Origin of the sequence: Pseudomonas viridiflava, assembly GCF_900184295.1 — a bacterium.
Classification (GTDB): Bacteria; Pseudomonadota; Gammaproteobacteria; order Pseudomonadales; family Pseudomonadaceae; genus Aquipseudomonas; species Aquipseudomonas viridiflava.
Genome location: NZ_LT855380.1, coordinates 5,626,032 through 5,642,095 on the forward strand (window position 1 = coordinate 5,626,032; position 16,064 = coordinate 5,642,095).

The window sequence follows — 16,064 nt, forward strand, 5'->3', positions numbered from 1 at the left end:
CGGCTTTTTTTGATTTCTTCGTCGCACGCCAGCGTGAGATTCACACCGGCGCGCTGCTTGTCAGGGGTGCATCGCATTCGGTTGTTTCATCCGGCGCTGTGTCAGCTCGGCTTGTTACCCGGGTTCTGCAAACGAAACTTTTCCTTGCGCTCGATCTGCACCACTTGTGCGTTGTGCACGGTGATCTCGACGGCGCCAAAGCGCAGGTCACGCAACGCACTCTGAATCTCACGCAAAATGGCCGCTTCGTCCTGACCGTCAACACTACGTAGAGATGCGCTCATTATCGTATTCCTTGAAAGTGGAGCCTGCCGTCGCACCCGAAGCGCTGGCATGTGGCGATAAGGCAATAGTAGTGAGGTGCAGATATTCTTAAAAAGACTATTTAAGAATGCAGATATAACCAAAAGAAATTAAAAGATTCCACGCCATGGCGGAACGCATTGCACGTCCGGCCAGAGCATGAATCAGGCGCGTCAGAACCCGTCAGACCGGAGCTGTTGTGAACACCGGGGCATGTACCCAATTGATCGATTCGGCAGGCACGGGTCGCCCGAACCAGTAGCCCTGGCCCAACTCACACCCGTTGTCGAACAGAAACGCCGCCTGCTCGGCCTGCTCGATGCCCTCGGCCAGCACTCGCATGCCCATGCTGCCCGCCAGTGCGATGACCGCGCGCACGATGGCAATATCGTCGTCATCGCCCGGCAGCCCAGCCACGAAGCCCTGATCGATCTTCAGCTTCTGGACCGGCATGCGCTTGAGCCTGAGCAGAGAGGAATAACCGGTGCCAAAGTCATCGATGGCCAGACTCAGGCCCAACTCGCGCAGCCGGTGCAACTGCTCGATGGCCTGCTCGGGGTCTTCCATTACTGCGCTTTCAGTCACTTCCAGCTCCAGCAAGGCAGGATCAAGGCCGGTATCACGCAGCACCTGGCTGACCTGACGATCAAGATCACCGGTGCTGAACAACCGGCTGGAAACATTGACCGCCACAAAGCGGATCGGCACGTCGCAGGCTTGCCAGGCCAGCATCTGCCGACATGCCGTTTCCAGCACCCAGGCATCGATATCGGCAATCAGCCCGCTCTGCTCGGCCACCGGAATGAATTCCCCCGGTGAAACCATGCCCCGTGACGGGTGCTGCCAACGCACGAGCGCTTCGACACCCACAATGCAGCGGGTGGCGAGGTCGTGAACCGGCTGATAAAAGACGCGTAATTCCTGATGTTCGATGGCGTGGCGCAGTTCGCTGACCAGTTGCACCCGCTGACGGGCGTGGGACGTCAGCTCTTCGGTGTACAACGCATAGCCGTCGCGGCCGTTGCTCTTGGCCTTGAACAGCGCAGAGTCGGCATTGCGCAACAATTGCTGGTCAGTCAGCGCATCGCCTGGAAACAGGCTGATGCCCAGGCTGGCACTGATGAACAGCTGCTGTCCGGCGATGGTAAATGGCGCCTTGAGCACTTCGATGACCCGCTGCGCCAGGGCCGCAGCCTGGACCATCTGCGGGCAGTTCTTGACCAGCAAGGCAAACTCGTCACCGCCCAAACGCGCCAGGGTCATGTCGCTCTCGATCACACCTTCGAGTCGAACGGCAATGGCCTTCAGCACTTCATCGCCGATATTGTGGCCGAGGCTGTCATTGATGTTCTTGAAATGGTCCAGATCGATCAACAGCAGCGCGCAACCGCGCTTGCTGGAGCGGGCAGACGTCAGCGCCTGACTGATCCGATCAGTGAGCAGCAGACGGTTGGGCAGGCCGGTCAGCGCATCGTAGTGGGCGAGTTGAGCCAGTTCCTGCTCGGAACGCTTGATGGCGGTCATGTCGGAAAACACCGCGACGAAGTTTTTCGGCTGGCCGTCATCGGCCTTGATGCTGCGGATCGTCTGCCACTGCGGATAGACTTCGCCGCTCTTGCGCCGATTCCAGATCTCGCCGCTCCACTGACCGGCGCTGAGGATCGAGCGGTACATCTGCCGATAGAACTCCGCACCGTGGCGGCCGGACTGGAACTTGCTGGGGTTGAAACCCAGCACTTCATCGGGCTGATAGCCGGTAATGTCCACGAAAGCACGGTTGACATGCACGATCCGCCCTTTCGCGTCGGTCACCAGTACCCCTTCCAGGGTACTGTCGAACACCGCAGCAGCCAGTCTCAGCTGGTCGTGATCGTCCTGATGACGCGCTACCTGTGCCTTGCCGGTGATGACTTTCATCAAACGGTCACGCGCGACGAAGAGCATGACCGCGCTTATCAACACCCATCCGTAACCGCCTGCTCGCTGCGCGATAGCCAAATGAGCCGGATCTTCGATGAAAAGCGGCAACAGGCAATCGAACGCCAGCAACCACAGAACGGACAGCATGCCGTACAGAATGGCCGTCCTTAGCGCTCCGTCAGTAGAGTCCGTCATAAGAAAATCCAGGGCCTTATGAAAGGAGCGCAATTATAAAGCAAGAAACATCCTGCGACTCTTATCTAAAAGCGTGACTGGTTTTCTGTGGGATGTCAGTGATAATGCAGTTGTTACTTTTTTCTTCACGCGTATCTTTACGAGGGCCAAACAGCCTATGTGGTACAACGGTTTGCTCGACCTTTCCGTCTGGCAGGTAATAGCAGTCACGCTGGCCATGACCCATGTGACGATTGTCGGCGTCACGGTCTATCTGCACCGCTACTCAGCTCACCGCTCCCTGGAACTCAATGCGGGGCTCAAGCACTTCTTCCGTTTCTGGCTGTGGCTCACCACGGCGCAGAACACCCGCGAGTGGACCGCCATCCACCGCAAGCACCACGCAAAATGCGAAACCGTCGATGACCCGCACAGTCCGGTCGTCAAGGGGCTGTCCACCGTCCTGCGCAAGGGCGCCGAGCTATATCGCGAAGAGGCTCAGAACGAAGACACCCTGCGCATCTACGGCAAGAACTGCCCGGAAGACTGGATCGAACGCAATCTGTACTCGCGCTATAAGCTGCTGGGTATTGCCCTGATGGCGGTGATCGACTTGGCGCTGTTCGGTGCCATCGGTATCACCGTGTGGGCAATCCAGATGATGTGGATTCCGTTCTGGGCCGCAGGCGTGGTCAACGGACTGGGTCATGCCGTGGGTTATCGCAACTTCGAGTGCCGTGATGCGGCGACCAATCTGGTGCCGTGGGGCATCATCATTGGTGGCGAAGAACTGCACAACAACCATCACACCTATCCCAATTCGGCCAAGCTGTCGGTCAAGCCGTGGGAGTTCGACATGGGCTGGGCGTGGATCAAAGTGTTCAGCTTTCTGCGTCTGGCCAAGGTGCAGCGCGTCGCGCCTATCGCCCATCGGGTCGAAGGCAAGGGCCATATGGACATGGACACCGCGATGGCCATCCTCAACAACCGCTTCCAGATCATGGCTCAGTACCGCAAGGTCGTGATCGGTCCGCTGGTCGCTCAGGAACTGGCCAAGGCCGATGCGTCGGTCCGCCATCAGTTCCACCGTGCCAAGCGCCTGCTGTCCCGCGAGACCAGCCTACTGGACGACAGGCACCATGTGCGCATCCAGACCATGCTGGAACACAGCCAGGCCTTGAAGGTCATCTACGAAAAACGCCTCGCGCTGCAGCAGATCTGGGTCAAGACCAGCACCAACGGTCATGACATGCTGTCGGCCATGAAAGAGTGGATTCACGAAGCCGAAGCCAGTGGCATTCAGTCCCTGCGCGACTTCGCCGATCAGTTGAAAACCTACTCGCTGCGCCCGGCTCAAGCCTGACACCGTTGATCGGCGTGCCCCTTGCGGGCATGCCGGTTTCGGAACTTCCCCCCTTTTAAAACATCTGATCGTCTTTCCCGCTGTGAATGGGAGAGCGTGCAAGCACTGGCTGCGCGCTGCTTGAGACGTCGCCTTATGGAAAAGCAAAGCCCTGTCACCTCCGCTACAGAAATGCCCGCCGCCGCTGAAACCTTGCTTGCCCTGATGCATGCTCAGGCTGAAGTGGCGCGTCTGAGCGAGCGCGAACAGTTGTTCAGTTCGCTGCTGGTCAGCGTCAACGCTGTGCTCTGGGCGTTCGATTGGGAAACCCAGCGCATGATTTACGTCAGCCCGGCCTACGAGCGCATCTTCGGCCGCTCTGCAGGGCTTTTGCTGGCCGATTACGGCGAGTGGCGCGACAGCATTTACCCGGATGACCTCAACTACGCCGAGCGCAGCCTGAGCGAAGTGATCGAAAAAGGCGCCATTGAAGACCGCGAATACCGCATCATCCGCGCCGACGGTGAAGTGCGCTGGCTGAGCGACAAGTGCTTCGTCAGTCGCCAGACCGATGATGCGCAGCGCCTGGTCGTGGTGGGCATTGCCGAGGACATCACCGAGAAGAAACAGCTCGAGGATGAACTGCAGCGCCTCGCGACCACCGACGTCCTGACCCAGAGCAGCAACCGACGCCACTTCTTCGAATGCGCCCAGCGCGAGTTCGAGCTGGCACGCCTGAACGGTACGCCGCTGGCCTTTCTTCTGCTGGACATCGATGATTTCAAGCTGGTGAACGACACCTACGGCCACCAGGAAGGCGATACCGTGCTGCAGCGCATTGCCGAGAGCGGTCGCTCAGCGCTGAGGCGCGGGGATTTGTTCGGACGTATTGGCGGTGAAGAGTTTGCAGCGGTCTTTCCTGGTTGCGCACCGGAGATGGCCATGCAGATCGCAGAGCGCCTGCAACGCGAGATCCAGCGCCAGAGCTTTCAGTGCGGCACCAGCACCTTCAGCATTACGGCCAGCCAGGGCCTGACCAACCTGACCCAGGACGACCACAGCCTGGAAGCCCTCTACGGCCGCGCCGATGCCGCGATGTATCAGGCCAAACGCCAGGGCAAGAACCAGATCGTTCTGGTTTGAGCTGATCGCCTGATCCTCCACTGATCGCGCCCATCTGCGTGGGCCTGCAGCCGTGACGCTCTGGGTCACATTCCAGAGCGGACGCGGAGCGTCCCGAGAGGCATTCCCACGCGGAGCGTAGGAACGATCATCACACGATATTCTCCGACGCTCCGCGTCACATTCTGGAGCGTGGGAACGATCAGGATCGGCGCTTAAACCGCCATCGGCGCTGTCATTGCCGGGTGATGCTCATAGCCTTCCAGCGTGAAGTCAGACGGCTCGATCAGCTCCAGCCACTCCGGCTGATACACACCGGTCTTGGCAAACTCCGGCACGCGGTCGGAGATTTTCAGTTTCGGCATCGGGAACGGCTCGCGGGTAAGCTGCTCGTTGAGCATGTCCAGATGGTTCTCGTAGACGTGGGCGTCACCAATGAAATAGGTGAACCAGCGTGGCGTGTAGCCCGTCAGACGACCGATCAGACTCAGCAGCGCGGCGCCTTCGGTGAGGTTGAACGGCGTGCCCATGACCTTCCTGCGATGCTTTTTTTGCACACCCAGTCGTATTTACTGGTTCATATGGAAGAAATCCCTATGTGCAGTTCGGATTATGCACATTTCGAGAGGCGATGTCTATCTTCTTCATATAGGTCAGCTACTTAGCTCTACTCCCTCTCACTGCGCGGCCTGCGGCACGTACGCCTAGGCAGCCACGCCAAAACATTCGTGAAGCAGATACACTCGACTATCGGCAATCAGCCATCACGACTATCAGATTTCGCAACGGACTCACCATGGACTACAGACGCATCAGAGGCATGGATTCAGGACAGCGCCTCGCCTTTGAAGAACTCGTTTGCCAGCTTGCACGACGCGAACCACCAGCCGCTGACGCAGAATTCAAGCGAATAGAGGGCGCTGGGGGTGACGGCGGTATCGAGGCGTATTGGTTGCTGAGCGATGGAAGCGAGATAGGTTACCAAGCCAAATACTATCTAAAGGCAGGTGACATTGATTGGGCGAATATTGACGACTCCGTTAAGCGCGCCCTGCAGTCACATCCATCGCTAACCAAATACGTTGTAGCGTTAGCCTGCGACCTGACTGATAGGAGCGGTAAGCAAGGGGGCGGCAGAAGAGGTTGGGAACACTGGGAAGCCCATAAGGAAAAATGGACATCCTATGTTCCATCGGGTCAAACAGTGGAGTTTGTTCCTTGGACTGCTTCAGACCTGACCCACCGACTCTCCGTATCAAATGCCGAAGGCCTGAGAAGATACTGGTTTGGGGATATCGAATTCTCACCGACTTGGTTATCAGAAAAAGTCGACTGGGCTGTAAAATCTCTCGATGAAAGGTTTCATCCTGAAGATCATGTCGAAGTCGGGATTGAAAAGCTATTCAAGGTGATTTTGCACGATCAGGGCATCATTTCAGAGCTCCAGGCCAAGATCGACAAAGTCCGCGCTTTAGCAAAAATAAGCAACACTGAAAATGAATTGGGCAGCTCCAGCACCGCTCTCATGGAAAGCGTTGTATGCCAGGTGAAAAAGCTTGATACGCTTAAAGTAAAAATCACACCTGACGCTTGGCTTACTTGGCCACTGGCGGAATGTCTTGCATGCATCGAACAAATCTCGGACAGCGTCCATGATCTCCAACGTACGGCATGGACAATCAAGGAAGATAGACGTAATGCGAAAAAGCCCCGAAGCGAATCTTTAGCATCCTTAGATCATCAGTTGAGCGAGCTTAGCGACGCGTCATACGCACTGAGGTCATCACTTCAAGACAGATATTTCTCTGTAGAGCATAGCCGAAGTTTTTTCCTTAACGGAAAGGCCGGCACCGGCAAATCTCATTTACTTGGTAACATTGCTCAGCAAGCTATCTCGGATGGCAGGGTCGTTGTCCTTATACTCGGCCAACACTTAACTGACGAAAGTATCTGGAGCCAAGTCACTGACCGTTTAGGCCTTGGGGATATAGATCCTGATGCCTTCCTTCAAGCATTGAGTGCTGCTGCAGAGGTCACGGGCAAGCGCGGCTTGATTCTGATTGATGCTCTAAATGAGGGATCTGGCATAACCCTGTGGCGTAAGGAGCTTGCAGCGTTCATCGCTAGGATTGAGAAGCATAAAAACCTACTGGCTGTGTTCAGTTGCAGAAGTGAATATACACCCTACGTCATACCTTCCAGCCTTGAAGAAAAAGTACCATCTTTTCTAATTCGCGGATTCGCGACCCCTGAAGAACAGGCCCGCGCTGCTCGCATATACCTAAGTAAACGAGGAATCTCACAACCTAACGTGCCCTGGCTAGCTGCGGAATTCGTCAATCCGTTGTTTTTGCGAAGTGCCTGTATTGCGTTGAACAAAGAAAATCAAAAATGGTTTCCGAGAGGATTGACCGGTACTAAGCAGGTCTTCTCTTTTTATCTGAGAAGTATTGCTCGGCACTTAGGTGCCGGAAGAGACGGCAGCGATGATCTCGTCAAACCAACCAATCAAGCCCTTTTATCGATTGCTATGGAGATGGCCGCAAAGCGGCAAGACTACGTTTGCTACTCCCACGCCATACGCATCGTTGCTGATAAGTTCCACGCTTTTCCGCCCCCATCAGGAACAACCTGGTTTGAGGTACTTCAGCGAAGTGGACTGTTCAGGATTGATCCAGATCCAAAAAGCAGAGATATCGACCCATTCGACTCGTCGGAAGACATTGTCCGCTTTAGCTTCCAGAGGCTACAGGATTATTTGATGGGTTCGGGGCTTCTAGACGAGGTCAAAGACCCTTCAGAAGCTTTAATAAACGGCTCGCTCCAGTTCATTCACAATGGAAAGCGGCTTCATCCCAAGTGGGCCGGTTTGGCCGAAGCGCTGTCCGTACAGTTACCTGAACGTTTCCAAGAGGAATTTCTCGATGTTATGCCTGGAGGCGCAAAACAATGGGTAAACGACAACTCTAGCGAAAATGCTTTCATTGAAAGTTTGCGGTGGCGAGCTAATAAGTCGTTCAGCAACCGTACGCTTGAACTCTTTGAGCATTTCCTATCTGAGAACGAAGATTATCTAGACATCATGCTTCAAGTGAGTGCGAGTGTAGGCCACCCGTGGAATGCGAAGTCTTTGCACAATCGGCTAGAGGCTCAGAGCATGCCCAAGCGCGATGCGTCATGGACAACTCAGCTGAACTTCCTGTCCATGGATGAGGAAAATACCGGGCGGCGTTTGATTGAATGGAGTGCCTTCGAGCAACGCGATCAAACAGACCCAGAAGTCCAGTACCTCTGCGCAATAACATTGACCTGGTTTTTCACTTGCTCTCACCGGGAGCTGCGAGACAAAGCGACCAAGGCGCTTACGTCGCTCATGATCTGGAATCCCAGCCTGTATGGGATGCTTTGCAGGGATTTCAGGCAGGTAGACGATCTCTACGTCCTCGAGCGCCTACACACAGCCGCCTTTGGAGCATGCTGCATCGATCCAGAGAAGCATCGACTGAGCACCTTTTCTAAGGTCGCGTACAACGAGGTCTTCGACAGAGAGGATGTTCCGCTCTCGATTCTACTCAGGGACAGCGCGCTAGGCATTATCGAGCACGCACTGCTAAATGATCACCTGTCCGAACAGGTTGATATCGTGAAAGCTACGCCCCCTTATCACTCAAAAAACATAAGGCTGTCAGTGTCCGAAGAGGCCCTTGAAAAGGCAGTGACGCGGGCTGGAGACTCGCAGATTCAAGATTCTTGCGCCGGATGGGGGGGCGATTTCGCGAGCTATGAGATACAGCCGAGGATCGGCTCCTTCTTGAGCGTGCCATTGGAGTTGCAGGAGCCTCTGAGCGCCACCCAGGTATATGAGCGGTTCGAGGATGAGGTTATTAACCACTGCGATCTAAGAACTGACGTCCTGAAACTTATGAACGATTTCAGGCCTAATGCCTTCAGAGATCTGAGGCTCAAGCTTTCCGAGGAGGATATTACTGAGCGCTCAGCGTACTTTGCGAGGGCTGAAAAAATACTACTGGATATTTTGAGCCCTGATGAGCGGACAAGATATAAAAAGGAGTATAAAAAACGCTTCAAACGCTCGACGACTGCGACTGAGCGGCTACCTCACGTCGACATAAAGGCGGCACAGCGTTGGGTGGCCAAACGAGCGTACGGGCTTGGCTGGACAAAAAAGCTGTTTCCGGATGATCGTTCGGGTCGGCATGACTACAGTCGCAATCGACCATTAATCGAACGCATCGGTAAAAAATACCAGTGGCTTGCCCTTGATGAGCTTCTCTGCAGCCTTGCCGACAACAAGTGGTTATCTGAGACGTCTGAACAGGGGGCGCGTCGTTACGCCAGCCCTCTGGACATCGGTACTCATCGCGACATAGACCCAACCATCCTGCTCACTGACGAGCATAGCCGGCCCGATGTAAACCACCCGGTGATCGATGAGTTTCGGATAGCCATACGAGAGACTGTCGAAAACGACGTAGGGAAATGGCCTTTCGAGGAGGAACCCTCCGACGGCATAGCAAACCTGGTAATCCGTACTGATTCATCCAGTGCGGCATGGGTAGCCCTACACGAACATCGCTCCGTGACTGTGAAGTACCCAGAGAAGGAAGGTGGGGAGCATGGCTCCAGGCAACAGCAGTGGCGCTTCCTGTTGCCGGTGTTGGTAAGGCGGGAGGACGAGCAACAGCTTCTCGATTACATTGGGGAAAAGCAAAAGCTGGAAGTGGACTCCTGGACAGCTCGTGATTTCACCAATGATGGCTATCTTAGAGAAGCGCCATGGCGCTCGACATGGGCTCAAGAGCAATGGTCAACCTATGACTTTTACGACTTGGGGGAAATAGAAGTCGCCTATCCCTGCTTCCGCCACTATTGGGAATCACATTTGGATGTCTCAATGCCCGAAGGCACGCAGGCTTTAATACCAGCGCCTTGGCTGGCCCAGAGGCTCAAACTGAAGCCCCATCCTACAGATCAAGCTGTCTACGTGGATCACTCTGGAGAAACTCGCTTCATTTGCGGCAGAAGCCCAGGTGATGGCTCACACGCGTTTATCGACCAGCAGCTTTTCCAGACATTTCTGGAGGAAGACGGGCTTGCTTGCGTATGGGTTTTTGTGACGGAACGTAGCGCATGGCCTGGCGGTGACAATGAACATGCATCCCGGAGACGTTCAGAAGGTGTGGTGTGGCACGAGCGGGGCAAACCACAAACGGTTTGTTGGCGCGATGATTGGGCCAGGGGGGATTCAGAGCAGTATATCGCTGCGAAGCTTAAAGTTAAGGGGGCTAACTGAATAGGCTATGCCGGGCGATACCCAAGTGTCGCCCCAAATCACACTATTCCTCATCCCAGTCAAAAACTTTTCTGGCCTTGCGCTCCGCAGCCTCTTTCGCCACCTCAAGATACACCATAAATTTCTTCACCCCCTTGGCCTTAAGATACTCCGCCGCCAGCGTCAGATTCTTAAACACCCGAACGTGCCCCCTCTGAGCAGTCAGGAGATGCACAGTGTCGTTATGCACCACCACCAGCGTGTAACCCCCATCTCTCTGAACCAGCCTAACCTTCCGATTTTTTTGGCTCAGATGAAACGGAAGATGGATTTCAGTGAAAGGAGTTTCTAAATCCGCCATATCTATACTCCGTTAGTGATTTCAATATCAAACTCTTAAAATCAAAAATAGTATATTGATACTACCCGTCTATCGGTCGAAAATACTAATAATTTTAGGAGATCGGAGCTGCAGACCTTTGAATTCAGGCAATCTAGACGATAAATCATGATCGCCTATATCTAGATTCAACGGCAAGGGAGCGATTAATTTCGGAGGCATCGAAAGTAACGGAGCCCTTTCCATGAACGATTTAATGACTCTTGTTGATAAAGCGATCTCTGCTGATCCACTGACTCTCGCATTGTGTGTCGCACTCGTTTTGAGCTTGGCGCTGTTGAGGAAGGAAAAATGAGCAAGACACCACTACCTGAGCTCCGCTGGGCAAAAATGCCAAACCGCTGGGCCATGCAAGGAGGACTGAAAAGTTTTGGTGAGCGCGATGGCAACGGTCAAGTCGACCTGACGGTGCTGAACACCTCACTCGCGGCACTGAAGGTGTACTTAGCGATTTGTACTCGCGCGAAGTACGAGACCGGCGTGGTGAAGACAACCTACCCGGAGCTTTGCACGTTGGCAGGGCTCTCGAGAAATGTGATCGCCCGGTCACTGCAGGTGCTTGAAGATAACGGGTACATCCGTCGCGATACTACTCACCCAAGAGGGGGGTCTTTGATCTACGTTGAGCGATGGCTAGAAGATCAAGGGTTCGCCAAAATCCCTAAGAGTTGGTTTTATCATGGCCGAGGGCCGAAGGACGATCACTCGAGCAACCCCCCAGAGAAAACGCTAACAAAGCTCAAGGGATTTACCTTCAACAAGCGCCTCTCGCTGCAAGCGCTCAAGATATACATTTTGCTGCTGGCCCTTCGTCACCGCGACTTCCCTAAAGACGACGGGCTGACTGTGATCAGTTATGACAGGATTTCTGAGCTGACCGATGTGGGTCGCCATTCAGTAAGCCCCGCAATCACGCTACTCTTCGAGATGAACCTGATCTCTTTCCGATCTGGGAATTACAGCGAATACGATGGCCAGGATTTCGACCGGACAAATCGCTACTTGATTAAGGGGCTGAAGGTGCGCTTCGGGGCGCTAGAGAGCGTTGCAAATCGCGATGAGTTCAAGCCACTGCCCAGTTCAGCCTCCTAGTAGAGCGCGTGAGGCAGCGCCAAGGCATACAGCGGCGGCAGCCTACCGCCGACCCACTTGACCGCATTCGCCCAGTAGCCCTCGCAGGCACATCTTGAAACTATTGTAGTGGCCAATTAACACCAAAAATCCAGTTTACGTCTACGCTCACAGATTCCTTTTTGAAACGAGCGCACCATGTCTACGATTGAGATAGCACCAGTAGTCGCTGATGATTTTGAGACATGGTTAAACGGGCGCCCCAAATGGTTGCAGACTGCAGCTCGAATGCTTATCGACTCGAAGCGGCAGCTGAACCAGGACGAAGTCAAAGAGCTGTCCAGGCTCTGCATGGTCGAGGCCAAGGGTGAGGCTGATACAGGACTTCTGAGCGTCACGCCCGGCACGTTATCGCAGGTCGCCAATAGACCCATGCTCCGGATTGAAGAGATCCTGGATGTGCATGGTTTGAACGCAATCAAGCCTGGCGCCAACCTCCCCTTCGGCAAGAGTAACCTGTCTGTTATCTACGGACAGAATGGAACCGGCAAAAGCGGGTTTGCAAGGTTGCTCAAGCAGATCTGCGGATCACGTTCCAAGGACGACATTCACGGAAATGTCTTCGATCCAGCACCGACTCCGTGCCGTGCACAGTTCAAGGTATCGATTGACGGTAAATCGGCTGATGTTCACTGGGACATTCCCAGTGGGCCTCACAAAGCGCTACGACATGCACAGGTGTTCGATACCAAGGCTGCCCAGCAGTACATGACCAGGACTGAGGCTTGCTATGAGCCAAGCCGGATGAAGTTTGTATCCGCGCTGATCGCCACCGCAGATGCCGTTAGCGCGGAGCTTGCAAGAGAAAAGGCGTTGCTTAGCAAAGCGCTACCCGCTATGGCTCAGAGCCTTAGTCAAACAGTCGAAGCGAAATGGCTTTCCGCCTTGAAGAGCACGACTGCGCCTGCGAGCATTGATAAGGAATGTCTGTATACCGACCAACTTGATCGGGAGCGTATAGAAAGCGAAGCCTTGCTTGCAGAGAAGGACATCGCCGGTCGTCTCTTGGCTATCAACAAAGAAAAAACTGCCCTGAAAAGTATCGAGACAGCGATGTCGACACTTCAGTTGGGCTTGAACGACGCGACGGCGGGTGAACTGGAAAACCTGAAGAATACCGCCGTCAAAGCGAGGAGCACCTGCGAAGAGGCAGCGGCAGCTATTTTCGGGAAAGCAGAGCTTGAGGGTGTTGGCTCAGCGACCTGGCAGAAAATGTGGGAGCAAGCACGTGCCTATTCCACCGGAACAGCCTACGTCGATATAGCGTTCCCTAACGTCTCAGCTGATTCACGTTGCGTACTTTGCCACCAAAGCCTCAGCGAGGATGCCAAAGCCCGACTGACAGGGTTTGAGAAGTTCGTGACTGACGGCCTCGAAACAACCGCCAAGACGGCTGAAAATGGATTTGCCGACCGCAAGAAGCGGCTGCCGGTTCTTCCAGGACAAGCTGACTGGATTGTCCACATGTCCACTCTAGGCTTTGAAGAAGCCGATGGGGTCAGCTGGCTTGGCCTGCTGAAAGCACGGTTAGATCAAATTTCACTGGGTAGCCCTGTAGGCACCCTGCAACCTTTCGACTGGTCGGGCATAAACGAGGCGGCAAAGACCAAGTCTGCAAAACTCACCGAGGAGGAGCTGAGCCTGTCGGCCTTGTTGAAAGATGAACATCGCCAAGCCGTGCAGAGCCGAGTTCAGCAACTCCAAGCCAAGCAGTGGCTCTCTCAAAACAAAGCGTCAATTGTTGCAGAAAGGGCTAGGTTGATCGCCGTTGCAGCGATTGATAAAGCTTCGCGCTCAGCCGCCACCAATGCCCTGACTACGAAGAAAAACGAGCTGGCGAAGACCGAGCTTGATGCCGGCTATCAATCTCGATTCCTGGATGAGTTGAAGCGCCTCGGCGGCCACCGTCTTCCAATCGCGCCGCAAAGTAAATCCGGGGGCAAAGGCAAGATCACCTTCGGCTTGAACCTGGTGGGTGCAAATGGCACCCATGGCCTGGACTATATCTTGAGCGAAGGAGAGACCAGGATCGCTGCGCTTGCAGCGTTCCTTGCGGACACCACAGGCTCAAACCAACTGGCCCCGTTCATTTTTGATGACCCGATTTCTTCGCTGGATCAGGACTTCGAAGAAAAAGTAGTCGAGCGTCTCGTGGCCCTATCTCAGACGAGGCAGGTCATCATTTTCACTCACCGACTTTCTCTGGTAGCTCAGGTAGAAGCTGTTACCAAGAAGTGGGAGCAGACCCCTGGGATGCCCTCCATCAAGCCAACGCTGACGTCACTTCAACGGTTAGCGAAAACTGCCGGCATTGTCGCGACTGCAAGCGCTCGAGACCTAAAGCCGGAAAGCGCGGTGCGCGGATTGATCGATAACGCTATTACACGCCTAAAGAAGCACCAGGAAAACGCTGAGGTCGAAGCTTACGAGGCGCTTGGCAAGAGCGCGTGCAGTGACTTCAGGATCATCGTTGAAAAGACGATTGAGTTCATCCTGCTGGCAGATGTTGTAGGACGTTTCAGGCGTGCAATCAACACCCAAGGCAAACTGCACAAGGTCGCCAAGGTGAAAAATGAAGACTGCGTATTCATTGATGACCTGATGACACGCTACTCAGTGTTTGAGCATGCCCAGTCGGACGAGTTGCCCAGCAGCGCGCTCGAGCTGGATGTCTTTGAGGCCGACGTCTTGGCTCTGCAAAAGTGGATAGCCGAATTCGGATCGAGATCCAGCTAACCTGAATCATATAGCGAAGGCCAGGATCATAATGAGTCTCCTGATGCTGGCCCGCGCCTAAACTGATATGAACATCTGCGATGATGCACTCACACACCGGACAGAGCCCCGCCTACTCTAGCCTCTTAAGATGACCCTGCTAAAGCAGAGTCCGACCGCAGAGGCCAAGGCGCCGGCGAGCTGATCAGCTTAGAAGACCAATAGCTCTTCCGCTCTAGGAGTCAATCGGCCAGTCAATCCAAGTTCCTGTCCATCTATATCAATGACACTGTGGTTCCGCACACCGGAAGCAGGTGAAGAGATATCACCTGTAGCTGCGCCATTCTCCATTTTTGATAACACGTAGAAGTCACTATCCTGATAAATATATTGATGAGCCGAAAGCTCTATATTTCTCCCATCTACCTGAAGCAGTACACGAGATGGCTCAGAACTAAAACTCCCTACTAAAACCTCTATGGAAATTTTTTCCCCCAATTTCCTCGAAGTCTGCAGCCCAACATGGGGGCCCTCGATAATTGAAAATACAGTGTTCACCCTACTCGAGCCATTCTCTCGAACGATTGAAGGCTGTGCGATGATAAACCCGTCAAAACCAATATCACCAGACACTTCTTGTGCGAGCAACTCCTTCACTACCCCAGATATCAACCCCACATCCGCGCTGGAGTGAACCCTCATCCAGACGAATCGGCAAGAGTTAGATGACGGAGAAACGTGCTTCTTCAGATTCTCTGCTGCCTTGAGTATTCGAGACTTCTGATTGGCCAACTCATTTCTATGGAACCCACTAATAACCATTAAATCGCTAGAAAAAAAGCTTCCTGCCAATGGCCGTTTTTCTGTTGAATGCAGCTCAGAAAAGAAGACTCTTACAGCTCCCCCTTGGCATTCGTAAGATCCAGGCGCTTCCATTTTCTTGGAAACCCACGCTACCAGTGTATCGAGAGAAGCTGGCTCAATAAATTGATCCGAAGCAATCCTCAGGGCGCCATGAATTCGCAGTTCATTCATCTTCTTCTGAAAAGCGGCTTTGAGAACAGCACATTTCTCTCTAAACACCCCTTCATGTTCCGATATGTCATGATTTTTTATAGAAATTTGGTACTTGAATTGGGAGGGCATCGTCAACGTTAAATCGAACCCTTTATTCCCCTTTGACGCAGGAAGGACTATGCCGCCAGGAGCTGATAGAGAAGCGCAGACTATTATTTCGGCCAGATATCCATGAGCATTTTTTGGTTGTCTTATGATGTCATTTGCCACCCGCTTCAGCCAGAGCGAGTGATCAGGAGTCAGTATCTCGATTGCACGCCCTAGCGCAAAGAGCTCTGTGCTAGACAACATGTCTTTTCTCGTCCATAGCTTCTGAAGCCGATGGCCGCCGTTCGTGGATAACCACTCCTTACAAAACAGATCTTCCACAAAAGCCAAAGGCTTTTCACTTTTGGCAAAATCCCCTTGATCTAAGTGCCTCATTAATCGGCCAAAGCTATTTGCACCTTTAGCAGCCATTCCCTTGTCTCTCCTACCTGTAATCTATCTTTAAAAAACTGACCAGTGTCGCTCTCAATCTGTAAATGTGTCTTTCAAGGCATGGACACCGCCAAATACCCAGGCATACCTAGACGCGCTGCAGATTG

9 protein-coding genes and 1 pseudogene are annotated in these 16,064 nt (G+C 53.8%); 5 read left to right on the forward strand and 5 right to left on the reverse strand.

The window, feature by feature from the left end; translation table 11 throughout:
- Positions 1-101: 101 nt before the first annotated feature.
- Complete coding sequence (gene oscA / locus CFBP1590_RS25190) at positions 102-284, reverse strand: sulfur starvation response protein OscA (RefSeq protein WP_003170956.1); 183 nt, start codon at positions 282-284, stop codon at positions 102-104.
- Positions 285-486: 202 nt separating this feature from the next.
- Positions 487-2,418 (reverse strand): phosphodiesterase DibA, encoded by a 1,932-nt coding sequence (gene dibA, locus CFBP1590_RS25195; RefSeq protein ID WP_088236136.1) that lies wholly within the window; start codon positions 2,416-2,418, stop codon positions 487-489.
- Positions 2,419-2,575: 157 nt separating this feature from the next.
- Between dibA and desA the strand changes: the two genes are divergently transcribed.
- Entirely contained in the window at positions 2,576-3,760 is a 1,185-nt protein-coding gene (desA, locus tag CFBP1590_RS25200; protein ID WP_025994335.1) for a delta-9 fatty acid desaturase DesA, read from the forward strand.
- Between the two features lie 135 nt (positions 3,761-3,895).
- Positions 3,896-4,882 (forward strand): GGDEF domain-containing protein, encoded by a 987-nt coding sequence (locus tag CFBP1590_RS25205; RefSeq protein ID WP_004882816.1) that lies wholly within the window; start codon positions 3,896-3,898, stop codon positions 4,880-4,882.
- A gap of 194 nt (positions 4,883-5,076) precedes the next feature.
- On the opposite strand, the pseudogene CFBP1590_RS25210 reads toward CFBP1590_RS25205, so the two are convergent.
- Positions 5,077-5,391: pseudogene (locus CFBP1590_RS25210) on the reverse strand (thymidylate synthase); the annotation flags it as partial.
- Between the two features lie 266 nt (positions 5,392-5,657).
- Here CFBP1590_RS25210 and CFBP1590_RS25215 point away from each other — a divergent pair.
- A complete protein-coding gene (locus CFBP1590_RS25215; RefSeq protein WP_088236138.1) occupies positions 5,658-10,175 on the forward strand; it encodes an NACHT domain-containing protein in 4,518 nt (1,505 codons plus the stop codon).
- Positions 10,176-10,218: 43 nt separating this feature from the next.
- Here CFBP1590_RS25215 and CFBP1590_RS25220 read toward each other — a convergent pair whose 3' ends face one another.
- Entirely contained in the window at positions 10,219-10,515 is a 297-nt protein-coding gene (locus CFBP1590_RS25220; RefSeq protein ID WP_088236139.1) for a hypothetical protein, read from the reverse strand.
- 330 nt (positions 10,516-10,845) lie between these two features.
- On the opposite strand from CFBP1590_RS25220, the gene CFBP1590_RS25225 reads away from it, so the two are divergent.
- The gene (locus CFBP1590_RS25225) at positions 10,846-11,646 is read left to right on the forward strand and encodes a helix-turn-helix domain-containing protein (RefSeq protein ID WP_231991770.1); all 801 of its coding nucleotides are present in this window, start codon (positions 10,846-10,848) and stop codon (positions 11,644-11,646) included.
- A 177-nt stretch (positions 11,647-11,823) separates the two neighbouring features.
- Positions 11,824-14,421 (forward strand): AAA family ATPase, encoded by a 2,598-nt coding sequence (locus CFBP1590_RS25230; RefSeq protein WP_088236140.1) that lies wholly within the window; start codon positions 11,824-11,826, stop codon positions 14,419-14,421.
- Positions 14,422-14,610: 189 nt separating this feature from the next.
- Here the strand turns inward: CFBP1590_RS25230 and CFBP1590_RS25235 are convergent, their stop codons facing one another.
- Complete coding sequence (locus CFBP1590_RS25235; RefSeq protein WP_088236141.1) at positions 14,611-15,936, reverse strand: hypothetical protein; 1,326 nt, start codon at positions 15,934-15,936, stop codon at positions 14,611-14,613.
- Between the last annotated feature and the right edge of the window lie 128 nt (positions 15,937-16,064).